Source organism: Micromonospora sp. II, assembly GCF_001709195.1.
GTDB classification, from domain to species: Bacteria; Actinomycetota; Actinomycetes; order Mycobacteriales; family Micromonosporaceae; genus Micromonospora; species Micromonospora chalcea.
The window spans coordinates 1-22,726 of the sequence record NZ_LYXF01000018.1; the positions used below are offsets into that span (position 1 = coordinate 1).

The 22,726-nt window shown below is 69.7% G+C and carries 21 protein-coding genes; 13 read left to right on the top strand and 8 right to left on the bottom strand.

Annotation, left to right across the window (positions count from 1 at the left end; translation table 11 throughout):
• Nucleotides 1-256 (bottom strand): helix-turn-helix domain-containing protein (locus A8711_RS33160; protein WP_141707658.1); only part of this gene is annotated, 256 nt, incomplete at its 3' end.
• Between the two features lie 36 nt (nucleotides 257-292).
• Entirely contained in the window at nucleotides 293-628 is a 336-nt protein-coding gene (locus A8711_RS10170; protein WP_069088053.1) for a hypothetical protein, read from the bottom strand.
• Between the two features lie 215 nt (nucleotides 629-843).
• Between A8711_RS10170 and A8711_RS10175 the strand changes: the two genes are divergently transcribed.
• The 3 genes from A8711_RS10175 (at nucleotide 844) to A8711_RS10185 (ending at nucleotide 6,323) form a co-directional block, all read left to right on the top strand.
• Nucleotides 844-1,419, top strand: coding sequence for a hypothetical protein (locus tag A8711_RS10175; RefSeq protein WP_069088096.1), 576 nt, complete (start codon nucleotides 844-846; stop codon nucleotides 1,417-1,419).
• Nucleotides 1,420-2,265: 846 nt separating this feature from the next.
• Nucleotides 2,266-3,879 (top strand): site-specific DNA-methyltransferase, encoded by a 1,614-nt coding sequence (locus tag A8711_RS10180; RefSeq protein WP_069088054.1) that lies wholly within the window; start codon nucleotides 2,266-2,268, stop codon nucleotides 3,877-3,879.
• Nucleotides 3,876-6,323: a DEAD/DEAH box helicase gene (locus A8711_RS10185; RefSeq protein ID WP_083296977.1), complete on the top strand. Its 2,448-nt coding sequence runs from the start codon at nucleotides 3,876-3,878 to the stop codon at nucleotides 6,321-6,323. Before A8711_RS10180 ends, A8711_RS10185 begins: the two co-directional genes overlap by 4 nt.
• A 120-nt stretch (nucleotides 6,324-6,443) precedes the next feature.
• On the opposite strand, the gene A8711_RS31440 is transcribed toward A8711_RS10185, so the two are convergent.
• The 3 genes from A8711_RS31440 to A8711_RS10195 form a co-directional block, all read right to left on the bottom strand.
• A complete protein-coding gene (locus A8711_RS31440; protein WP_124778916.1) occupies nucleotides 6,444-7,808 on the bottom strand; it encodes a Fic family protein in 1,365 nt (454 codons plus the stop codon).
• A gap of 436 nt (nucleotides 7,809-8,244) precedes the next feature.
• The gene (locus A8711_RS10190; RefSeq protein WP_069088056.1) at nucleotides 8,245-9,249 is read right to left on the bottom strand and encodes a phosphotransferase enzyme family protein; all 1,005 of its coding nucleotides are present in this window, start codon (nucleotides 9,247-9,249) and stop codon (nucleotides 8,245-8,247) included.
• Between the two features lie 51 nt (nucleotides 9,250-9,300).
• The gene (locus tag A8711_RS10195) at nucleotides 9,301-10,017 is read right to left on the bottom strand and encodes a hypothetical protein (RefSeq protein WP_069088057.1); all 717 of its coding nucleotides are present in this window, start codon (nucleotides 10,015-10,017) and stop codon (nucleotides 9,301-9,303) included.
• A 257-nt stretch (nucleotides 10,018-10,274) separates the two neighbouring features.
• Here A8711_RS10195 and ssd point away from each other — a divergent pair, with 257 nt between their 5' ends.
• From ssd to A8711_RS10230, 7 genes are all read left to right on the top strand, one after another.
• Entirely contained in the window at nucleotides 10,275-11,378 is a 1,104-nt protein-coding gene (ssd, locus tag A8711_RS10200) for a septum site-determining protein Ssd (protein ID WP_064448448.1), read from the top strand.
• Complete coding sequence (locus A8711_RS10205) at nucleotides 11,375-12,577, top strand: TadA family conjugal transfer-associated ATPase (RefSeq protein WP_064448449.1); 1,203 nt, start codon at nucleotides 11,375-11,377, stop codon at nucleotides 12,575-12,577. The genes ssd and A8711_RS10205 overlap by 4 nt, the downstream gene beginning before the upstream one ends.
• Entirely contained in the window at nucleotides 12,574-13,587 is a 1,014-nt protein-coding gene (locus A8711_RS32790) for a hypothetical protein (RefSeq protein WP_064448450.1), read from the top strand. The genes A8711_RS10205 and A8711_RS32790 overlap by 4 nt, the downstream gene beginning before the upstream one ends.
• A gap of 11 nt (nucleotides 13,588-13,598) precedes the next feature.
• Nucleotides 13,599-14,315 carry a type II secretion system F family protein gene (locus tag A8711_RS10215; RefSeq protein ID WP_369830106.1) on the top strand — a complete coding sequence of 239 codons (717 nt, stop codon included), beginning with the start codon at nucleotides 13,599-13,601 and terminating at the stop codon, nucleotides 14,313-14,315.
• Nucleotides 14,316-14,338: 23 nt separating this feature from the next.
• Nucleotides 14,339-14,506 carry a DUF4244 domain-containing protein gene (locus A8711_RS10220; protein ID WP_013283643.1) on the top strand — a complete coding sequence of 56 codons (168 nt, stop codon included), beginning with the start codon at nucleotides 14,339-14,341 and terminating at the stop codon, nucleotides 14,504-14,506.
• 92 nt (nucleotides 14,507-14,598) lie between these two features.
• Nucleotides 14,599-15,009: a TadE family type IV pilus minor pilin gene (locus A8711_RS10225; RefSeq protein ID WP_369830107.1), complete on the top strand. Its 411-nt coding sequence runs from the start codon at nucleotides 14,599-14,601 to the stop codon at nucleotides 15,007-15,009.
• Nucleotides 15,006-15,389: an Rv3654c family TadE-like protein gene (locus tag A8711_RS10230; RefSeq protein ID WP_083296979.1), complete on the top strand. Its 384-nt coding sequence runs from the start codon at nucleotides 15,006-15,008 to the stop codon at nucleotides 15,387-15,389. The genes A8711_RS10225 and A8711_RS10230 overlap by 4 nt, the downstream gene beginning before the upstream one ends.
• A gap of 71 nt (nucleotides 15,390-15,460) precedes the next feature.
• On the opposite strand, the gene A8711_RS10235 is transcribed toward A8711_RS10230, so the two are convergent.
• The 3 genes from A8711_RS10235 to A8711_RS10245 all read right to left on the bottom strand — a co-directional run bounded on the left by A8711_RS10235 (nucleotide 15,461) and on the right by A8711_RS10245 (nucleotide 19,126).
• Complete coding sequence (locus A8711_RS10235) at nucleotides 15,461-16,039, bottom strand: hypothetical protein (protein WP_069088058.1); 579 nt, start codon at nucleotides 16,037-16,039, stop codon at nucleotides 15,461-15,463.
• Between the two features lie 141 nt (nucleotides 16,040-16,180).
• Nucleotides 16,181-16,387: a hypothetical protein gene (locus A8711_RS10240; RefSeq protein ID WP_043327245.1), complete on the bottom strand. Its 207-nt coding sequence runs from the start codon at nucleotides 16,385-16,387 to the stop codon at nucleotides 16,181-16,183.
• Nucleotides 16,388-16,630: 243 nt separating this feature from the next.
• On the bottom strand, nucleotides 16,631-19,126 hold the full coding sequence (locus A8711_RS10245) for a DEAD/DEAH box helicase (protein WP_069088097.1): 2,496 nt from the start codon (nucleotides 19,124-19,126) through the stop codon (nucleotides 16,631-16,633).
• A gap of 133 nt (nucleotides 19,127-19,259) precedes the next feature.
• Between A8711_RS10245 and A8711_RS10250 the strand changes: the two genes are divergently transcribed.
• The 3 genes from A8711_RS10250 to A8711_RS10260 all read left to right on the top strand — a co-directional run bounded on the left by A8711_RS10250 (nucleotide 19,260) and on the right by A8711_RS10260 (nucleotide 22,702).
• Complete coding sequence (locus A8711_RS10250) at nucleotides 19,260-19,610, top strand: STAS domain-containing protein (RefSeq protein WP_013283649.1); 351 nt, start codon at nucleotides 19,260-19,262, stop codon at nucleotides 19,608-19,610.
• Entirely contained in the window at nucleotides 19,610-20,047 is a 438-nt protein-coding gene (locus A8711_RS10255; RefSeq protein ID WP_069088059.1) for an ATP-binding protein, read from the top strand. The genes A8711_RS10250 and A8711_RS10255 overlap by 1 nt, the downstream gene beginning before the upstream one ends.
• A 306-nt stretch (nucleotides 20,048-20,353) precedes the next feature.
• A complete protein-coding gene (locus A8711_RS10260) occupies nucleotides 20,354-22,702 on the top strand; it encodes a sodium-translocating pyrophosphatase (RefSeq protein ID WP_043327240.1) in 2,349 nt (782 codons plus the stop codon).
• Nucleotides 22,703-22,726: the final 24 nt, after the last annotated feature.

Here is a 22,726-nt window from a genome sequence, read left to right on the forward strand (position 1 = left end):
CTCCACCCGCGCTTTCACCCGAACCACCTCGGCTCGGCCGGCCACCGACACCGGGACGAGGCCGGTTCTCGTGCCAGGACACGACTCGGCTCGGGCGCCACATGTGGGTACGGCCGACCGTCGCGTCAGGTTCCGGCATCTGGCCCCGCTTCCGGTAGTTCGTCACGGTCGCCACCTTGACGCCAAGGTAGGCAGCTACGTCGGAGGTCGTCCACCACTCCGCGGTTGTGTCCGGGCCAGTCCCCACGGCCATCATTCTGGCATCAAGCGGCCCAGGGATGAGAAGTAGCGGCTAGCTGCGACTAGCCCAGCGGTAGCCGTCCCATACCAACTGAGGCTGGGACGCCTTATTCCCAGCAACAACCAGCATGATTGCGCCACCACCGACCGACACCGCGAAGACCGCGAGACCGAGGAAGCTGCGTACGGCCGACTGATTGCGGCAGTCCTGCATCAGCGCGGCCGTTAGTGAGTCTTCGGCCCCCGCTGTGTCCGGTGCCACGAGCCGCACTATGGGCGGCCCGCAACTTACCGACGTACCCAAGACGCTTACGCTCGCCGGCAGCAGACACAAGACGATTCCGGCGATGATGCCAAAGATCATCGTCAGTGCACCGGCAACCTTCACGAGGGCACGCTAACAGCGGGTCGCCCGAACCAGATCAGCCTCTCGGTGGAGCAGCGCGCACAAACGAGGGAGCGCGGGGAATCTCCCGGCCCAGCGGTGGCCGACCGGCTGCCGGCGATGTCGAGTTTCAGGACCTCCGTGACACATCAGTCTCGGGACGTGGGTGACACGTCCGGCTAGACGACCTCGGAACTTCGGTGGGTGAGACTGGGGTCGTGCAGGAACGAGATTCATGGTGGACGTCGCTGTCCTCGCAGGTGCGCGATCGGATCGACGAGCAACTTCGCCAGCGGCGGCTGATACATGCCGTCATGCTGTTGCGCTCTGACGGCGGCCTTGATCCTCGGCCGGGTCTGTACGAAGCCCAGGGCATGATGACTGAGCGCTTGGCACGGCTCCGCGCAGAGGGCTTGGTTGAACCTGAAGAGCCGCCGGTCGAGGTGCCGCAGCTGGTCCAAGCGGCCACGGCGATTACGGATCCGGTCGTTGCCGTGGAAGCTCTGTGGGATGGAGACACCCAAGGCTGGTTTGTGAGACTGTACGCGATCGTGCGACGGCCAAGCCACCACCACCCCCGCTTCGACGAGCAGCCGCTGGCCGGGTTTCGCCACGGCAGCGATCTCCGCTTGTTTAGAGGTGAGGTTCCGCCATGGCCGGAAGCCGCGGAAGCTATCGAGAAAGGCCAGGCGATAGCAGACAGCGTCGGCGTGCCGTTCTACTTCGCCAGCCCCGACGCCCCCTATGACGGGCTGCCGCGCTGGTGGGATTCGCAGGCTGATCCACAGATCTAGCCAGAGGCAGCGCAGGCAGGTCCGCGCTGGCGTTGAGCTGCCCGACCGAGCTGGCTACGGCGAAACACTGCTCTCCGAAGTCACCCCACCAGTGCTGAGCGGAGTGTCACGCAGGTCCTGATACCGATGTGTCACGCAGGTCCCGAGACCGGACACCGGCTGCCGGCGATGTGGTTCAAAGTTTCTGTACGTCTTCAAGGCGGCCCTGAACGGGCCGCACGCGCCGCCGTCTGGGCGCGCGCCGGCCGCTGCCGCTGTCGCTCTGCGGCCGTCACGCAGGATGCCCGGCGGCTGGCGCGGAGAGCGGGAAGCCCGGAGGGCCGCCGCCGAACGACAGCAGCGTTGACCATGGTGTGGTGGGCCGGCAGCCGGCAGGGCCGCGCGGCCACGAGCCCGCGCGGCGTAGGGGAGCGCACGCCGGCCGCGTCGGCGAGGTGGCGGCGGTCGCGGGGTTGCGGTTAGGGCGCCTCCGGCGGGGGCGCTCCGGCTCCAGGATGGCCGGGACTCCGTCGGCGGGTCACGGTCCGTGGGTGGTTGCGGTAGGCCATCCCGCCTGCCATCGACCCGGGCAAGCCGAGCAGACCACCGCCCGACCCGCCAGCGTCCGTACGAGCCGTCAAGGTCCGCTTGACGTGGCGGGACGGGGCGGCGGCCCGCTCCCCAAGAGGGCGGGTCGACGGCATACGGGATGGCAGGGCGAGTGGTGTCGGTGGCACGCGCTAGCTTGTTGCGGGAGGTAGACCGGATAGCCTGGCGCGCAGGTCTTGGCCACCTAGAGACGCTCACCGCACCAACTCAAGCTGCGCTGGAATCCGGCCAGCTCGTTTGTCACAGAAGGAGCTACCCATGCCGCCGGTTGGCCGGTTGACGTTGTCATGGATCGGCAAGGACCAGGCGTTGTTGGGCACGCCCGAGGGTGCCTACAAGTGGGTGGAACGGGACGATCCGCGCATCACCGAGGTCCGTTTGTTGCGACAGACGGAGGGCGTCGGAGACGTTGGCAAGGTGCCGGAGGCGGACAACCTGCTAATCATCGGGGATTCATACGCCGCCCTCAGGGCACTCGCGCACATGCCCGAATACGCGTCCGAATACAAAGGGAAGGTGCGGCAGGTCTACATCGACCCGCCGTTCAACACCGGCCAGGCCTTTGCCCAATACGACGACGCGCTCGAGCATTCAGTGTGGCTCACGATGATACGAGACCGCTTGCGAGCAATCCATGAACTGATGACTCCTGACGGAACGGTATGGGTGCACCTGGACAGCACAGAGGTCCACCGGTGCCGATGCCTGATGGATGACGAGTTCGGCGCGGCGAACTACCTCGGAACCGTGGTGTGGCAACGCACGACGGCCAAGAGCCTGGCTCGACGGACCATGGGCACAATGCACGAGGAAATTCTTGTCTACGGCGCGTCAGAGGCGGCGGAGTTGTATCCGCTATACCGCTCACTGGACCCCGTCTATGAGGCGAGTCGGTTCTCCCAGTCGGACGAGCGGGGAGCGTACGACACAGGGGACCTTACCGCTGGTAGCCACCGCCCGCACCTAGACAGTGGCCAGCCATGGCGGGGTTTCGATCCAGGCACACGGCGGCGTTGCTGGGCTGTTCCGAGCAACCTCCTACAGGAGATCGGATACACGCAGCACCAAATCAGCCAACTGACGATGCGAGAGAAGCTGGACGCTCTCGACGAGGCAGGCTACATTCACTGGCCCACGAAGAAGGACGGCTTTCCTCGCTACAAGAAGTACCTCCACCGGGCCAAGGGCATTGCAGTCGGTGACCTCTGGACAGATATCAACGTCATCAACTCACAGGCCGCCGAGCGGACGGGATTCTCAACCCAGAAGCCGGAAGCGCTAGTCCAACGCGTATTCGAAATGGGATCAAGGCCAGGCGACATCGTGTTGGACTGCTTCGCCGGTTCAGGTACGACAGCAGCCGTCGCCCATAAGATGAATCGCCGATGGGTAACGGTCGAGCGGGAACAAGCTACCGTTGACAATTTCATCCGGCCGCGGCTCGATCAAGTTATTAGTGGCGAGGATCGAGGCGGAATCAGCGATGCGGTGAACTGGTCGAAGGGAGGAGGTTACCGTGTGGTCACCGTGTCTGACTCTGCATACGAGGTTATTGACGGCCGAGCACTCTTAGCCGAATGGGTCGTGGGTGACGACTTCGCCCAGTTCGTACGGACGCAACTGGGTTTCTCGCCGGATGAGGATTACCCTTTCTGTGGGCGAAAAGGAAAGATGCGCCTAGCTGTACTTGGCGGCGTTGCTGATGTATCCGAAATCAGGGCGCTCGTGTCGCGCCTCGAATCTACGGAGCGCCTTGCCGTTGTAGCCAAAGCATCAACTGCCGAGGCCGAGGCGCTCCTGGCAGAACTCAGTCCTGGATCGCGCCTTATGAAGGCGCCACGTGATCTGCTGAAGCGGAGAGTCATTAGATGACTTGGCTGACCTACGATCCATCGCTTATTGAGGAAATATCCTCTCGTATGGATCTCCGGGCCCCGAATCGAGCGGCCGTACATAAGATCATCGAAAGAATCTCGGTAGATGATTTCACCGAGGTGGTTTGTGATCTCGCAACGGGGGTTGGCAAGACATACATTACAGCGGCACTAATCGAATACTTGGTCGTCCAGGGGATTCGCAACGTCCTAGTCGTTACGCCTGGCAAGACCATCCAGGACAAGACGATTGCGAATTTCAGCCCAGGTAACTCCAAGTACATTGCAGGAGGCAACGCCAGTCCTTTACTGGTTACGGCCGATAATTTCGCGCGCGGGCAGGTGGGTGACGCCTTGCATGAGCGCGACGTCCCGAAGCTTTTCGTTTTCAACGTGCAGCAACTTATTAGACCGACGCTGAATATGTCGCGTAAGGTTCGCACGTTGGACGAGTTCATTGGAAGCGACCTCTACAGCCACCTCCAAGCTGCAGGCGATCTAGTTATCATTGCTGACGAACATCATGTCTACCGCAATCAGGCGGAAAAGTTTTCAGCGGCAGTGCGTGACCTTCGGCCTCGTGCACTGGTAGGCCTTACGGCAACGCCGGATCCCGCCGACGAGCGCAAGGTGATCTACCGATACACCCTCGCGGAAGCAATCGCGGATGGGCTGGTAAAGATTCCTGTAATCGTTTATCGGCAAGACGGGCACAAAGACCTCCAGACGCAATTGGCTGACGCGTGCCACCTGCTTCGTATCAAGGCGGCTGCGTACAAGACTTGGGCGGCGGGCGTCCAGGAGCGCCCAGTGCACCCGGTGCTCTTCGTCGTATGTCAAACGGTGGAAGACGCAACGGATGTAGCCAACCGCCTAGCCTCGGAAGAGATGATTGGCTCATCGGATGCAGTCCTGCTGATCACTTCGCAGTCTTCGGATGAGGCGCTCGCAGCTCTGGCCGGCGTCGAGGAGCCCGACTCACCCGTTCGTGCCGTCGTGAGCGTAGATAAGCTAAAAGAGGGCTGGGACGTTAAGAATATCGGAGTCATCGTGGCGCTCCGAAAGCTTGCATCCCAATCACTCACCGAACAGATCCTCGGCCGTGGTCTCCGTCTTCCCTACGGCAGGCGGGTGGGAGTACCAATGCTGGACCAGGTGGATTTGGTCGCGCACGACTCCTATAAGAGGCTCTTGGACCAAAAAGATGCACTCGTGCAGAGGATTATGCCCCTCAGGGATTCGACGGAGGCCGGACAGCCGCCAAGCTCACATGTCGTGGCGAAGCCCGCAACACAAGTCTCCGCTGAGGTGACGGAGCACGGCTCCCAGGGAACCCTACGATTCATTACGCCAGCTCGCGTCGTTGATGGCGAATCGGTGGATGGTGCTGCCGCCCTCATCCTCCAAGAGTTTGGCGTAGCCGCTGTCGAGGGAGAGCGTGACACGGTCTACCGAGTTCTCCAACGTAAGCCCGGCGCGCCACAGATCACTTTCCCCAGGCGCGAGCAGGAGATCCTTCCGGTTCATTTCTCGCTCTCGCTAGTTTCGGACGCTGAGGCGCGAGCAGCCGGCGCGGCTTTCGCTGTCGAGATTGAAATCCCACTCGTTAGGGAAGCTCTCAACGCGCATCGCACCATAGATGGTTCGATCAGCGTGCGACGGGAGGCCCAGGAATCCACGAGCGCAACGCAGCAGTGGCTGCCGCTCAGCCAAGTACAGAGCGACCTTGAATCACGTGTTCTCGGCTTGGGCCTGGTGCCTGAGGAAATCTCCGAGTGGAACGCCACAAAGCGAGTGGTCTCGGCCTTTCTCTCTGGCGCCGGCGCCGACGCCAGCTCTGGCTCAGCCGACGAGGTGGCGTGGGGTGCCGAGCGAGCCCACCAAGCGACCCAGGGCCTCTCCGCTCTAATACAGCAGAAGTACAACACTCGGAAGCTCCAGCCCCGATACGTCTTCCGAACGGTAACGCTTCCGGCAGAACCGCGTCCCATGCCGACCGATGTCATTGATCGCTACGAGCCCTTCGAGCGTGGCAGATGGTATTCGGGCTGGACGAAATCGGTCCTGCCTGTCGCGGCTTTCGACGCGAAAACCACTGAATTTAGGCTGGCGAACATCATGGATGCGAGCCCCAAAATTAATTGGTGGTTGCGTCTTCGCCTCGATGACGACGCCTACGTCGAGCTGGACACTGGTGGGCGGTACTATCCCGACTTTGTTGCTATCGACGTCGATGGGACTCATTGGCTGATCGAGGGCAAGGCCGACAAGGATGTGCAGCGAGTTGACGTGCAGGCCAAGAAGGCGGCGGCCGAGGAATGGGCACGCTTTGTTAACGACGATGGCCGCTTTGGCAGTTGGAGATACCTGTTCTGCTCCGAAACCGCCATCAAGAACTCGCGTGGCGGCTGGGATGCGTTACTTGTAGCAGCCAACGCCTAGGGTGCCAGGGCCCAGGGCCCAGGGCCAGGGTCGGGATGTTGTAGTGCCATCCCGGCCCAGGCCGCGGCTTGAGGCCGGCCGCCGGCTTTGATCAGTCACGGCAACTTGGGCCAGTGCCGCCTAGTCGCTTATGTTGTCCCTAGAATATAACGAACTAGCAAGCTTCTCGGCCGCAGCATCGATCGTGTAGTCGCCTACTTCGTAACCCTGCCTGAGTCGAGCTGGCTTCTTCTCGAGCGGACGGAGAAGCAGTTCGTTCGGGATGCTGTCGTCGTAAAAGACCGGCGTGTAAGGGTGCTCAGAGTACGGATCGCTTGTTCTCCTCGAGACAAAAATCGACGGGTACTGGACTCCTGGTCCAGTAATGTCAATAAGCTCTTGGCTTTTGTAGCCGTACCAAAGTAGCCACTTTGGCCGCCCAGCACCATCGAGTACCTTTAGGTACCAGGAATTGCCGTCGGCGTCCCGTTGTGTGAGAAGGGCGAAGGATGACAGGTCAGGGTACCCCTGAACCTCCGCCCGGTATCCCCGCTTGGCGAGCTCCGTCTGCATCGCCGATGCAAACGTCTGCGGCAACCGGGACCATAGGGCGAACTTGTCTTGGAGGGACGTAAGGAGCCGGTCTTGGACCACCGCGCGGACGTATCCCGGTGATGCCATCGTTTTGACGGTGCGTCTTAGCACCGAAACGAAGAGGCTGTAGAGCGGCAAGATGTCCCCGTCATCGCTTGCCGCAAGGGCGTCGTAGTATTGACCTCGATCCGATCCCGACCGAATGAGGAGCGGCGGAAAATCATTCTGTATGAGCGCGAAATTGGCAAGGATCCGCGCGATCCTGCCATTCCCATCCTTAAACGGGTGGATGTGCGTTAGCCAGGCATGGACGACGGTTGCTTCGAGTGCAGGATCTACGGCTGACTCCTGCCACCAGCCGTTAAGTTCACCCATCGCGCGGGGTACATCCCAAGGCTCCACCGTCTTGTGGCTTACCCCGCCGATCGAGTTGCTCTCCGTCTTATAAGCGCCGCCATGGTCCTCAGTTGCGCACACAAGGCCGTGCAGGGCGCGGATCTCAAACTCGCGAAGTCGTTGTTTGGACTCCGCCCACTCGTCAGCTAGTTTGTGTGCCCGATACAGTCCGAGCGCCTCGTAAACGCGTGAATCTCCGCGCAGAACCGCCATGAATGAGCCGATGGGCGCGTTAAGTAGCTCCCGCTGGGCGTTGACAAGCTCACGAACCTGCCGAGATGACCAGTCGTACCCCTCAATTCTGTTGCTTTCCGCTACTATGTCGCTTCGCAAAGCAGTTAAATAGGGTTCGAGGATCTCGGCTGCATCTCGCCTGATGCGCTGTTGGGTGACAAGAGCGCGCTGCCGGATGTCCTCGGCTCTACGCAGGACCTTTGCCATGCGGACCTCAGCCGCTGTATCTCCTGCGGTGAGGTACGGCGTCCCGGCGAGCGTCTGCTGAGAGGAGGGTCCCACCCGTCGAGGCTACCGCAGCGCAATGATGAATTCAGATCACCTTTATGGAGGCATTCCTCCGCTCAAGCCTGGCGGATGCCACCAACGAAGCGGTTGCGAGCTTGCAAGCGGCGGGCGGCACAACGGCCGCCGACAGCAACGCCGCCGGACGGCAGCATGGTGACGAGCGCAGGCACGGACGAAGCGAGGCGCCAGGCAGCAGGAAGGCAGCGCGAGCGTCGGTGCGGGTCGACCCCGAACATGAACCGACGACGCTCGGTACCTGCTCGTCAACGTGGACTGCCACCACCTGGCAGCAGCCGATAGGTTGGGACCGCATCCCCCCGACGGGGGTCGTCCCTTTGCGCTGCGAGCGCTCCGCCGCAGGTCACAGCCCCTCCTGGCGTCATCGAGCGCGCTTTCTCCCGGGTATGCCGTAGCCGAAGTCAGCAGATCGTCAGCAGGCACCACGAAGGCAGCCAGGACGCGGGCTGCGTAGTCGTCCTGAGGCGGGGTCGGCGACGGCCTCGGCGATGCGGGTGAGCCAATGCAGGTCGTTGGCCCGGGACTCCGGACTGGCCCCGGGCCTCAGGATGCTGCGAAGGAACTCGGCGGCATCGTCGAGGTGTCGCTCGCCGCGGTAGAAACTCAGCAACCTCTGATCCGGCTCGACCGGGCCGTAGCCCCGCCGGAAGAGCTCGGCCCGGCGCGCGTCGGCCGGGTGGTCGCCGAAGTCCCGGCTGTAGACGAACATCAGGTCCCGCTCGCGCGGCGCGAGCATCGGCGCGTCCCAGTCCACGACGTGTAGCGGACCGTCGCCGTCGGCGATCAGGTTGCCCGGGTGGATGTCGGCGTGGGCGATGACGTGCCGAGCGCGCGTGACACCGGACGCAAGCTCATCCACCGTGTCCGCCAATCGGTGCAGCGCGGTGCCGTACCGCTTCCAGAACGCGCCGAGGGCGTCGCTCGCCGCGGCCTGATCGCCGAGCGTTCGCAGCCGGTCGCCCGCGGTCGACCGGTAGGTCTCCACCGGCAGGACGGCGGCGAGTTCGGCGCTCGGCGTGACCTGGTGCAGCCGGCCCAGGAACTCGCCGTACCCGATCCACTGGCGGTCGGTTAGACCGCGAGCCCACAGACTGCCGCCCTCATGGAACGGGTAGAGCAGCAGCCGGTAGCCCTCGAAGCCGTGTACGGCGCCGCCGTCCGGCAGGTCGATCGGCGCGACGACCTGCCGGAGGCCTCGCGCGCGGAGGAATCCGGGCAGCGCGACGGCGGCCCCTGTGAACTCGCCGCGGCGCAGCTTCAGGAAGTACCGCGCACCGCCGGTCGTGTCCACCCGGTACGCCCAGGCGTTCCCGTCGAGCCCCACCGGCAGGAACACGAGGTCGGCGACGCTCAGGGCCCAGGCGGCGGCCACCTCGGCGGCCAGCAGCGGCTCGTCGACGCCAGGTCTGTCGATCACAGCCGGAGCGTCGCAGCCGGGGTCCCGGCCGGCAAGCGAGTTGTGGTCGGGTCAGCGAATCACCGCGCGCGAGGTGTGCCTGGCCGGCTCGAAACACACCAGCGCTCCGCCGCGCTCGTCGGTGACCACCCAGGGATGACCGACGTACGTCTGCTGCCGGTAGGACTGCCCAGGCTCGAGCAGCGCGTACCGCTGGCGCCGGCCCTCGTAGTTGAGCCAGTAGACGGCGACGCGCTCCCGCCGGGTGTTGACGAAGTCGATGAACGTCTCCGGTCCGCCGCCGTGTGAACGCAGCCTCCGTTCGTGTGTCGGCGACAACGATCTGAGCTCGTCGGGCCCGGCGACAGGCGGTTTCGAAGGTCTGGAACGGGAGGGCTTCGGCGACGCCGGCTGACTGGTCGGAGCGGCGGCCCGGCTCGGAGCGGCCGCCCGGCTCGGCTCGGCCGTCCGGGTGGGCAGGACGGAGCGGCTGGAGAGCGACACCGGCGGCGGCGACCAGGACGCCTCCGGTGGTTCCGCGGCCCCCTTGGACAGCGCCGGGGATGCCAGGATCGCCTGCCCCTCGATCGGCGGTGGAAGGTCGGGGCGGCGGGGCGTCGCGAAGGCGCTGACGATGCTGGCGAGCACCACTACCACGAGCCCGACCGCGATCGCGGCGAGCGCTGCCGGTGACGGATCGCGCAGCCAGGCCTCGCCGCCGGTCGGTCCGTCGGGCAGCGCGTGGCGCGGAGGTGGGGGAATCGCGAGGGGATGCGATGAATCGGTCATGGCCTCGAATCCGCAAAGCCGGTGCCGTCCATGGAGCGGCGAGGGGTCCCCGATTATCCGTTACTGATCATCCCCGTAGTCAATGGCTGACCGTGCGTTCGCTGCTAAACCCTCGCGCCACATAGCAGATCCACTCCTCCGCCGAGGTCTGTCCACATCGCATTCCGCCGTCCACAGGGGAGTCCGCATCTCCCGCATTCGGCTCATCGGCCGGGCAGGCTGCCGGGCACGTCCGAGTCCGACCGAGGGAGACAGCCATGCCGCCCCGCACTCCGCTCCCGCCGTACCGTCGCCTGCCTCTGCTCGTCACCTCCGACGGCGACCTTCTCGACGAGCTGTTGCGACTCGCGGCCGCCGGTGGCACCGAGGTCGAACTGGCCGCCGACCCGGCGGCCGCCCGGGCCCGCTGGGCGCCGGCGCCGCTGGTCCTCATCGGCGCCGACCAGGCGGCGGCCTGCCTGCGGGCACGCCTTCCCCGCCGCGCCCGCACGGTCCTGGTCGGTCGCTCCGGAGAACTCGATCCGGGTACGGAGTTGGCCGAGCTGATCGGCGCGGAGCACGTCGCGACACTGCCGGCGGCCGAGCCCTGGCTGATCGACCGGTTCGCCGAATGCGGGGCCGGCCCGGCGGGTCCGCCGTCGGGGCGGGTGGTGGCGGTGCTCGGCGGGCGGGGCGGCGCCGGGGCCAGCGTGCTCGCCGGCGGGCTCGCCGTCACCGCGGCCCGGTCACGCCTGCGCACGCTGCTTGTGGACGCCGACCCGCTCGGCGGCGGCCTCGATCTCGTACTCGGGTGGGAGCAGCTCGACGGGTTGCGCTGGCCCGAGTTGGCCGGCACGGACGGGCGCGTCGACCCGCCGTCGCTGGTCCGCGCGCTGCCCAGCCGAGGCGACCTGGTGGTGCTCTCCTGGGATCGCGGGGACCTGCGGCACCTGCCGGCCGAGGCGATGGCCGCCACTGTCGACGCCGGCCGTCGCGGGCGGGACCTGGTCGTGCTAGACCTGCCTCGGCACCTCGACGACGCGGCGGTGATCGCGCTCCAGGCCGCCGACCGCGCGCTGCTCGTCGTACCGGCCGAGCTGCGGGCGGCAGCCGCGGCGGCCCGGGTCGCCGCCCTCGCCGCGCCACACTGCGTCGACCTGTCGGTGATCGTGCGCGGCCCGGCGCCCGGCCGGCTCCGCGCGGCCGAGGTGTCCCGGGCGCTGGGCCTGCCGCTCGCCGGCACGCTGCGGCCCGAGCCGGGGCTGTGCCGAGGGCTGGAGCGGGGCGAGGCGCCGGGCGCGAGCGGCAAGGGCCCACTCGCCGTCCTGTGTCAGCGGCTCGTGGACGAGCTGGTCGGGTCGTCGGCGGCGGGTGCGGCATGACCGGGCCGGCCGACCCCGGGGAACTGGCCGTCCGGGTCCGGCACCGGTTCGCCGCCGAGGCGACGCCGGTCACCCCGGCGGCGATCGTCTCGGCCGTACGCGCCGAACCGGCGACCGCGGTGCTCGGCGACACCACGTTGCTGCGGATCGCCGACCGGGTCCACGACGACCTGATCGGCGCCGGTCCGCTCGCGCCGCTGCTCGCCGACCCGCAGGTCACCGACGTGCTGGTGAACGGGGTACGGGTCTGGGTCGACAGGGGGCAGGGGCTGCGTCAGGTGGCGGTGCCGCTGGGCACGCTCGACGACGTACGCCGGTTGGCGCAGCGCCTCACCGCCGCTGCCGGACGCAGGCTGGACGACGCCGCGCCGTACGCCGACGCGCGGCTGCCCGACGGCACCCGGTTGCACGCCGTGCTGCCGCCGGTGGCGACCGACGGGCCGTACCTGTCGCTGCGTACCTTCCGGCAGCGGCCGTTCACCCTCGACGAGCTGGTGGATCGGGGCACGGTTGCCCGGCCGGTCGCCCCGCTGCTCGCCGCAGTGGTGGCCGGCCGCCTCGCGTACCTGGTCAGCGGCGGCACCGGCTCCGGCAAGACGACGCTGCTCAACACGCTGCTCGGGCTGGTGCCCGGCACCGAGCGGATCGTGCTGGTGGAGGACGCCGCCGAGCTGCGGCCGGTGCACCCGCACGTGATCGGGTTGCAGGCGCGCACCGCGAACGTCGAGGGCGCCGGGGCGGTAGGGCTCGGTGACCTGGTCCGGCAGGCACTGCGGATGCGGCCGGACCGGCTGGTCGTGGGCGAGTGCCGGGGCGCCGAGGTGGTGGACCTGCTCGCCGCGTTGAACACCGGCCACGACGGCGGGGCGGGGACGCTGCACGCGAACGCTCCGGCCGACGTCCCGGCCCGGCTGGAAGCGCTCGGGATGCTCGGCGGTCTGCCGCGCCTCGCACTGCACGCGCAGGTCGCCGCCGCGCTGCAGGTCGTCCTCCAGCTCCGCCGGACCGGCGAGGGACGGGTGCTGGACTCCATCGGCCTGCTGCTGCCCGACGGCCCCGACCGCGTGGTGACAGTGGTTCCGGCCTGGGTACGAGGACGGGGTCCCGGTCCGGCGGCCCGTGCGCTCGGCGCCCTGCTGCGGCAGCGGGGTGTGCCGGTGCCGCCGGTCCTCCGGGTGCCCGGGGCGGAACCGTCGTGACCGCGCAGCTCGGGCTGGTGGCGCTGCTTCTCGCGGTCGCGGCAGCGGCCGTCGCCTGGCCGGTACGCGCAGGTCGCGCCCGGCGACTGGCGGTTCTGGGCGGCGGCCCGGCCCAGCGGGCAGGCGGTTCGGGCCGTCCGCTCGACGCCGGGCCGCAGTCGTCCGGCCAGCCACCGGGCCGCGCTCGGGAACCACGTCGGCCCGGAGCCGGGCACCCGGCACATCAGTGGATCAAGCCCGGCCCTGCCGCAGACCGGGCAGGGCAGTGGACCGGCGTCGGGCCTGCTCGCGAGCCGGCGCAACGGGCAGGGGAGTGGGCCGGCCTCGGGCCTGCGTCCGCGCTGGCGCATCGGGCACGGCGGTGGGTCGGCCTCGGCCCGGGGACGCTCGCGGCGGACGGCGACCGGGCCGCCGGTCCGCCGGTCCTGTTCACGCCTCGACGCGCGCTACCCGTGGCGGCGCTGCTCGGCGCCGTGTCCGGGGCGCTGCTCGGCGGTCCGGTGGCGGCCCTGGCGCTGGCCACCTACGGCGTCCTCGCGGCCCGGGCGGTGCTGCGTCGGCGTACCCGAAGGGCGGCCGCGCTCGCGCACCGCCGCGACCTCGACCGGCTCGCCGCCGTCGCCGCCGACCTGCGGGCCGGGCTGCCGGCCGACCTGGACGACGGGCCGGGCCGGGTCGCGCGCCTGGCCCGGGCCGCCGGGAAGCTGGCTGACCGCACCGGAGCGCCCCTGGCCGACCTGCTGGAACGGATCGAGGCCGACGCCCGCGCCGCCGACCGGGGGCTCGCCGCTGCCGCCGCCCAGGCCGCCGGGGCCCGGGCGACCGCCTGGCTGCTCGCCGCGCTGCCCCTGGGCGGGATCGGCCTGGGCTACGGCATCGGGGTGGACCCGGTGGCGGTGCTCCTGCACACGCCGGTAGGTGGCGGCAGCGCGCTGGCGGCCGTCGCGTTGCAGGTCGGCGGGCTGCTCTGGGCGGAGCGGCTCGGCGTCACACCCGGGCGGGCCTCTTGATGTCCCGCCAGATGCTGGCCGCCGTGTGCCTCGGTGGCGCCGCGTCGCTCCTGCTCGTCGCCGTTCCGGCGGCCCGCCCGGCCCGGCGGTTGCGCCGGCTCGCCCCGGCGCCCCGGCGGCCCCGCCCGGCGTGGTGGCCGGATCGGGTACGGCTGGGCGCGGCGCTGGCCGGGCTGGCCGTGCCGGTGGTGGTCGGCGGCTGGACCGGTCTGTTCCTCGGGCTGCTGGCCGGTGTCGCCGCCGATCGCCTGCTCCGGCGGATCGAGCCGCGCGCCGTCCGGGAGCGACGGCTGCGGGAGACGGCCGATCTGCCGCTGGCCGCGGACCTGCTGGCCGCCGCGCTGCGGGCGGGCGCGCCGGTCGACCGTTCGGCGCTGGCGGTCGCCGAGGCGCTCGGCGGCCCACTCGCCGACCGGCTCGGCCGGGTGGGCCGCACGCTGGGCCTGGGCGGTACGGCAACCGAGGCATGGGCGCACCTGAGCTGCGTGGCCGGGGCCGAACCCGTGGTCGCGGCGGCGGTCCGGTCGTCGAACAGCGGTGCCGCGTTGGCTCGCGCGCTGACCCGGCTCGCCGACGACCTCCGCGCCGAACGGTCGACCGCCGCGGAGGCGGCCGCCCGGCGCGCGGGCGTGCTCATCGTGCTGCCGCTCGGGCTCTGCTTCCTGCCCGCCTTCATTCTCGCCGGTCTGGTGCCGGTGATCGTCGCTGTTCTCGGCGACGTGCTGTGAACCATCGAGAAGGGACGAACGACATGCGCAAACTCCTCACCCGCCTGCGGGGTGACGCCGGCATGAACACCGCCGAGTACGCCGTGGGCACGCTCGCCGCGGTCGCCTTCGCCGGCATCCTGTTGAAGGTGCTGACCTCCGGCAACGTGCAGTCCGCGCTGACCGCCGTCATCGACCGGGCCCTGAAGTGATCCGGCGCCGGTGGGCCGGCCGCTGGTTTCCCGCTCCGGCGCACCCGCTGGGCGTCCCGGCCGAAGCGGGCCCGATCCGCGGCGCTGCCGGCATCCGGGCCGGGGCGGTCGGGCGTGCCCTCGTCCGCCTGCTCCGCCGGGGACGTTCGTGGGCAGCGTGCGAGCGGGGCTCCTTCACCGCCGAACTGGCGGCCGGCCTGCCGGCGCTCATGCTGCTGCTCGTCGCGGGGCTGACGGCGGTGAACGCGGTCGGTACCCGGGTCGGCTGCGTCGACGCAGCCCGGGAGGCGGCGCTCGCTGCGGCCCGGGGCGAGTCCGGCGAGGTCGCCGGCCAGCGGTACGCCCCCGACGGCGCCGAGGTGTCGGTGACTGTGGCAGGCGACCGGGTCACGGCGACGGTTCGGGCGCCGGTCCGGACGTTCGGCGCGCTGCTGCCGCGACTGAGCGTGTCGGGGCAGGCGGCAGCGGCTGTGGAACCCGGCGCGCCGGGGCCGGTGCCGTGACGGTCGCCCGGTCGTCGCGCCAGACCGCCGCCGAGCGGGGCGGAGCCACTGTGTGCCTGCTCGCGATCGGGCTGGTGTTCGTGCTGGTCGGGATGTTCGGCGCGGCGCTCGGGGCCGCCCGCTGTGCTCGGCACCAGGCCCGCAACGCGGCGGACTTCGGGGCGCTCGCCGGTGCCGGGCGGGTGCTCGACGGCGTCGAGGGCGCGTGCGCTCGCGCGGCCGAGCTGGTGGCGGCCAACGGCGGCCGGATGACCGGCTGCCGGATCGACGGGCTTGATCTGATCGTCACGGCGCGGGTACGTGTCGAGCCGTTGCCCGGGCTGACCCGGGACGCCACCGCGACGTCCCGGGCCGGGCCGGCCCGGGACACCGACGGTTGAGGCGGCCGAGCCGGGGGCGTCGATCGCTGGCGCTCCGGGCTCGGCCGGCGGGTGGAAAAGGTGGCGCGGGGTCAGCGGGACTGGAGCGCGTCCAACCCGACGGCCATCGCGATGACCAGGCGCCGGTCGATCTGCGGGTGGGGGATGTCGACGACGTACCGGTCGCGCAGGCCCCACTTCTTGTCGACCGAGAACACCGGCTGGCCACCGGCCACGAAGTCGAAGTGGTACGGCAGCCAGGAGAGCGAGTCGACGAACCGGCGCAGCAGCGCGACCGGCAGGCTGCGCTCCTGCCCGGTGGCCGGCGGCAGCCCGGGCTGCTCGACGTGCCACGTCGAGCGCAGCAGCGACTGCGCGAAGTCCTTGCGGAACAGCCCGATCGGGTTGCCGGCGTGGTCGGTCACGTCGTATGTGGCGCCGAGGTCGAGCCGCTGCCGGGCCTTGAACCCGAGAAGGGGGTACTGCTTGGAGTCGTCGGTGTAGATGGTCACCTGCTCCTTGAAGGCGAGCCGCTTCTGCTGCGCGAACGAGAGCAGCCCGGCCTCGGAGCCGTCGGGTGCCGCGGCGTGCACCTCGTACTGGTTGACCATCATCCGGATCCGCTGTCGGACGATGAACCGGTTATGGGCCTGCAGGTTGTCGAGCGACATCAGATCTCCTTCGAGGGGTCGCCGGAGTCTCGCACAGCAGGCCCGCCGCCGCTTGCCCCCGCTCGCGCCAGGATCACCGCTCGCGAGGGCCTCCGGCGTCCGGGCACCCACCCACCCCACAAGGCGAACGACGACGAAAGGTCAACGACCGCCGTCGACCGTGGCCTTCATCGCCCAACTGTTCAGCACCTGGTGAATGCCGCGCAGGCGCTCGTTGATCTGCTCCAGCCGCTCCGCCTGGGCGAGCGTGGCCAGCGCGGTGCCCAGCGCGATCTGCTGGTCGGGGGTTAGGTTTTCCTGGTCGATGGTGTAGAGCAACTCGACGGTCTCGGCGATCGTGTCGGCCACGGCGGCACCTCCGGCGGGACGGGTCTGGGGTCACCTGCGCTACTGGAAATGATGCATGGAAGCGCTCCCATGCATCAATGCCCCGAGAGCCCTGCCCTCATGCACCCGTCCCACCAACCAGACCCCCGGGGCACGGCCCATCTTGATCGACACCAGTTCGGCGAAGTGGCGGGGTCCAGCACCCGCCTATACAGCAACCACCCCGATCTGGCGGGAGGCCCCACCCGACGGGTGCGGACCAGGTCAGGCGGGTGGGCCACCGGCCGTCTGAGCTGGGCGGGCCACCCGGTCGCCTTGCCGGGGCAACACCTCGCCGCTCCCCGGGCCGCCCGCCTCCGGGCCGGCACCCGCCTCCGGGCCGTCCGCCTCCGGGCCAGAGGCGGGCGAATCCGGGTCAGACACCGCGTCCGGGCCGCCGACCGTGGCGAGATTCGCCAGCACCACATCGAGGACCTTCACCGCCTCTGCCTTCGCCAGCGGGTTGTTGCCGTTTCCGCACTTCGGGGACTGGACGCAGGACGGGCACCCGGTCTCGCACCCGCATTCGGCGATCGCGTCCCGAGTGGCGCGCAGCCAGGCGGCGGCGGTGCCGTACGCCCGCTCGGCGAAACCCGCCCCGCCGGGATGCCCGTCGTAGACGAAGACCGTGGGCGCCTCGGTGTCCGGGTGCAGGGCGGTGGACAGCCCACCGATGTCCCAGCGATCGCAGGTCGCCATCAGCGGCAGCAGGCCGATGGCGGCGTGCTCGGCGGCGTGCAGCGCGCCCGGCACGTCGGCCGCCTCGACACCGGCGGCGGTCAGCGACTCGGGGGAGAGCGTGAACCACACCGCGACGGTGCGCAGCTCCCGGGCCGGCAGGTCGAGCGGGCGGGTGTCGATCACCTCGCCGGTGGCGATGCGCCGCCGCTGGTACGACACCACCTGGCTGGTCACGTCCACCTCGCCGAGGAAGAGACCGACCGGGCCGGCGTCCACGTACGAGCGGACCGACACCACCGACAGTGAGGTGACGTCGCGGGCGTGGGTGGACCAGTCCGGCTCCTCGGCGTGCACGAGCGCGCACCCGTCGGCCAGGTCGAGTGAGTCGACCACGTACGAGACGCCCTGGTGCAGGTAGACCGCGCCGGTGTGCAGCAGGAAGTGCGACGATCCGCCGTCGACAGTGCCGAGCAGCCGGCCGGTGGACTCCTCCACCACGCACACCGGGGCGCCGCCCTCACCGCGCAGGTCGACCTCGGGGCGCTCCCGGTGCCGCCAGTACCAGCCGGTGGGCCGCTGCCGCAGCGTCCCCGCCTCGACCAGCGAGTCCACCGCCTCCTTCGCGCCCTCACCGAACAGGTCAAGGTCGGCGGGGGTGAGCGGGGACTCGTGGGCGGCGCAGGCGAGCTGCGGCGCGAGGACGTACGGATTGGCGGGGTCGAGCACCGTCGCCTCGACCGGCCGCCCGAACAGCGCCTCCGGGTGGTGCACCAAATAGGTGTCGAGCGGGTCGTCGCGGGCCACCAGCACGGCGAGCGCCTCGTCGCCGGAACGCCCGGCCCGCCCGGCCTGCTGCCACAGCGACGCGCGGGTGCCGGGCCAGCCGCAGATCAGCACCGCGTCCAGCCCGACCAGGTCGACGCCGAGTTCGAGTGCGTTCGTGGAGGCGAGCCCGAGCAGGTCGCCGTGCAGCAGCGCCCGTTCCAGCTCGCGGCGTTCCTCGCGCAGGTAGCCGGCCCGGTAGGCGGCCACCCGCTCGCCCAGCCCTGGTACCGCCTCGTCCAGCGACCGCCGGGCGTTCGCGGCGACCACCTCGGCGCCCCGGCGGGACCGCACGAACGCGAGCGTGCGTACCCCCTCGACCACGCTGTCGGCGAGCAGGTCGGCGGTCTCCCGCAGCGCGGAGCGCCGGACCTGGACGAGGTCGGCGTCGGGAGCCGAGTCGGAGGGCGGCAGCAGCGGCGGCTCCCAGAGCGCGAACGTCACGCCGCCGCGCGGCGACGTGTCCTCGGTGACGGCGGTGACTGCTAGACCGGTGAGCCGCCCGGCCGCCGTCGCCGGGTCACCCGACGTGGCCGAGGCCAGCAGAAACACGGGGGTACGCCCGAAGCGCGCGCACTGCCGCCGCAACCGCCGCAGCACGTGCGCGACGTGTGAGCCGAAGACGCCCCGGTAGGTGTGGCACTCGTCGACCACCACGTACGCGAGGCGGCGCAGGAACCCGGACCAGTGGGCGTGACCGGGCAGGATGCCGTGGTGCAGCATGTCCGGGTTGGTCAGCACGAACCGGGAGTGTCGCCGAATCCACTCCCGCTCGGCGCGCGGCGTGTCCCCGTCGTAGGTGGCGGGGCGTACCCCGTCGAGGTCGAGACCGGCGACGGCGCGGAGCTGGTCGGCGGCGAGCGCCTTGGTCGGCGCCAGGTAGAGCACAGTGGCGCGCGGGTCGGCGAGCAGCGTGCTCAGCGCGGGCAGCTGGTACGCCAGGGACTTGCCGGACGCCGTGCCGGTGGCCACCACGACGTGATTGCCGGCGTACGCCAGCTCGGCGGCCTCGGCCTGGTGCCGCCACGGGGCGGTGACGCCGCGCCGCGCGAACGCCGCCCGCAGTTCCTCCGGCGCCCAGCCGGGCCACCCGACCGGCTCGCCGGCCCGCGCCGGGACGCGCTCGACGTGGGTGACCGGGTCGGTGGGGTGCCGCAGCCGCAGCCGGCGCAGCAGCTCACCCGGAGCACGCCGCGGGCCGGGGCTGTGGTCGGTCACGTCCTGCACTCTCGCACTGGTGTTCGGAATTGGGAACCGCAGGGTGGGGGTAAGGGAGGGGCGTGGCCGGTGATCCGAGAGGGCCGCACGGGGGATGGTTAGATGCCCTGGAGAGTTTACCGAGGAGGGGCCGATGGAGCTGTCGCTGGCGACCCGCGCCGTGGGGGAGCACACGGTGCTCGAGGTCGGTGGTGAGGTGGACGTCTACACCGCCCCCCGCCTGCGGGAACGGCTTCTTGAGCTGATCGACGGCGGGGCCCGCCACGTGGTGGTCGACCTGGGCCGGGTGGACTTCCTCGACTCGACCGGACTGGGCGTGCTGGTCGGCGCGCTCAAGCGGCTGCGCTCGGCCGGCGGCTCGTTCGCCCTGGTCTGCGACAAGGAGCCGCTGCTCAAGATTTTCCGGATCACCGCCCTGGACCAGGTCTTCCCGCTGCATCCGACGGTCGACGCGGCCATCGCCGCCGACTCCACCGGCGCGTGATGGCCACCGTCAAGCTTTCCTTCTCTCCGGCCCCGGTGCACGTGCGTACCGCACGCCTGGTCGGCGTCGCGGTGGCCCGGCGGGCCGGCGTACGCGAGGACCTGCTGGACGAGGTGCGCCTGGCCATCGGTGAGGCGTGCACGCGGGCGGTCGCGCTGCACCGGCAGTACGGCCTGGTCGACCCGGTGTACGTGGAGATGTCCGACACCGGTGGCTACACGGTCCGGGTGGTGGACCGGGCGCCGATCGAGGCGGGCCTCGGCCTGGCCGCGCTCGGGCCGGACGAGCTGGCCAAGGAGTCGCTGAGCGAGGACGCGCTCACCACCGGGGTGGGCTTCGCGCTGCTCGCCGGTTTCGTGGAGGACCTCCAGGTCCGCCCGGTCGACGAGGGCGTCGGCACCGAGGTCCGGATGACCTGGCCGGCCGGACGCGCCTGACCTTTCCGTTCACGTAGGCCGCGTTCCCCGCACGGGGAGCGCGGCCTCGTCGTGTTGACCGGGCCATATATCAGATTTCTTCGTATAACACAGTTACGAAGATCATCGAGATACGGTGCCCCCTGCCTGTGACCCTCGCCACGCCGGAGGGCTACAGTACCCGGGTTGTCAGCAAGTGATCCCGTCCCGTAGCCAGCGGGAACGGTCCGCCGGAGTGGGTTGGCGCGCGCTTGCGAGTCCGCATCCAGGCGTCGGCCCGTGCGTCTCCACCGGCCGGCGCGAGTTGTTCGGTACAGGAGGACATAGATGTCCGGGACCTTGGCCGCTGACGGCGGCGCACTGTCCCTTACCGGAGCCAACGTGACGTACGTCGTCATCGCCGCGGTCATCGCGCTGGTGGCGCTCGTCTTCGCGGCCGCCCTCACCAGGGCGGTCCTGGCGGCCGGTAAGGGAACCACAAACATGCAGGAGATCTCCGGCGCGGTGCAGGAGGGCGCGTCGGCGTACCTGCTGCGGCAGTTCCGCACGCTGGCGATCTTCGTCGTGATCGCCGTCGTGCTGCTGTTCCTGCTGCCGGTGCACGACACCGACGGCAACGAAACGCTGGTGAAGCTCGGCCGCTCGGCGTTCTTCGTGGTGGGTGCGCTGTTCAGCGCGTTCATCGGCGGCGCCGGCATGTGGCTGGCCACCCGCGCCAACCTGCGGGTGGCAGCGGCCGCGCGGGAGCGCGAAGGCGGACGCGAAGGCGCCATGAAGATCGCCTTCCGCACCGGCGGCGTGGTCGGCTTCCTCACCGTCGGCCTCGGTCTGTTCGGCGCGGCGCTCGTCGTGCTGATCTACCGGGGTGACGCCCCGACCGTGCTGGAGGGCTTCGGTTTCGGCGCCGCGCTGCTCGCCATGTTCATGCGGGTCGGCGGCGGCATCTTCACCAAGGCCGCCGACGTCGGCGCCGACCTGGTCGGCAAGGTCGAGCAGGGCATCCCGGAGGACGACCCGCGCAACGCCGCCACCATCGCCGACAACGTGGGCGACAACGTCGGCGACTGCGCCGGCATGGCCGCCGACCTGTTCGAGTCGTACGCGGTCACGCTCGTCGCGGCGCTGATCCTCGGCCGGGCCGCGTTCGGTGAGACCGGCCTGGTCTTCCCGCTGATCATCTCCACCATCGGCGTGCTCGTCGCGATCGTCGGCGTCTTCATCACCCGGCTGCGCGCCAGCGACCGCAACGGCCTGACCGCCATCAACCGGGCCTTCTACCTCTCCGCGCTCATCGCCGCGGTGCTCGTCGCGATCGCCGCGTTCGCGTACCTGCCGGCCACGTTCGCCGAGCTGGAGGGCGGGCTGACCGACGTCGACCGCAACCCGCGGCTGGTGGCCATCGGCGCGGTCGTGATCGGTATCGTGCTGGCCGCCGCGATCCAGGCGCTGACCGGCTACTTCACCGAGACCAACAGGCGCCCGGTGCAGGACATCGGCAAGAGCTCGCAGACCGGCCCGGCCACCGTCATCCTCGCCGGCATCAGCGTCGGTCTGGAGTCGGCCGTCTACTCGGCGCTGCTGATCGGCGCCGGCGTGTTCGGCGCGTTCCTGCTCGGCGGCAGCTCGATCACGCTGTCGCTGTTCGCCGTCGCGCTGGCCGGCACCGGCCTGCTCACCACCGTCGGCGTCATCGTCGCCATGGACACGTTCGGCCCGATCTCCGACAACGCGCAGGGCGTGGCCGAGATGTCCGGCGACATCGACGAGCACGGCGCGCGGACGCTCACCGAGCTGGACGCCGTCGGCAACACCACCAAGGCGATCACCAAGGGCATCGCTATCGCCACCGCCGTGCTGGCCGCCACCGCGCTGTTCGGCTCGTACACCGACACGCTGCGCTCCTCGTACGAGGACGCGGGCGTGAACGACGTCGGCAACGAGATCCTCAACTCGCTCAACGTCGCCAACCCCCGCAACCTGGTCGGCCTCATCATCGGCGCCGCGGTGGTCTTCCTCTTCTCCGGCCTGGCCATCAACGCGGTGTCCCGCTCGGCCGGCGCCGTGGTGATGGAGGTACGCCGCCAGTTCCGTGAGCTGCCCGGCATCATGGACCGCACCCAGCGGCCCGAGTACGGCAAGGTCGTGGACATCTGCACCCGGGACGCGCAGCGCGAGCTGCTTACCCCCGGCCTGCTGGCCATCCTGGCCCCGATCGCTGTCGGCTTCGGCCTCGGCCCGGGCGCGCTGGCCGCGTACCTGGCCGGCGCGATCGGCGCGGGCACGCTGATGGCGGTGTTCCTGGCCAACTCCGGTGGCGCCTGGGACAACGCCAAGAAGCTGGTGGAGGACGGCGCGTACGGCGGCAAGGGCTCCGACGCGCACGCCGCCACCGTCATCGGCGACACCGTCGGCGACCCGTTCAAGGACACCGCCGGCCCGGCGATCAACCCGCTGATCAAGGTGATGAACCTGGTCTCGCTGCTGATCGCGCCCGCCGTGGTGGCCTGGAGCGTGGGCAACGACCAGAACAACCCGCTGCGCATCACGATCGCCGTGGTCGCCGCGCTGATCATCGCGGGGGCCGTGGTGTTCAGCAAGCGCAAGGGCGTGGCGATGACCGACTCGGACAGCGACGCCGGCAAGCCGGACCAGCGCCCGGAGACGGTCAACGCCTGAGGTCCACGCGACGGCTCCCGGCCG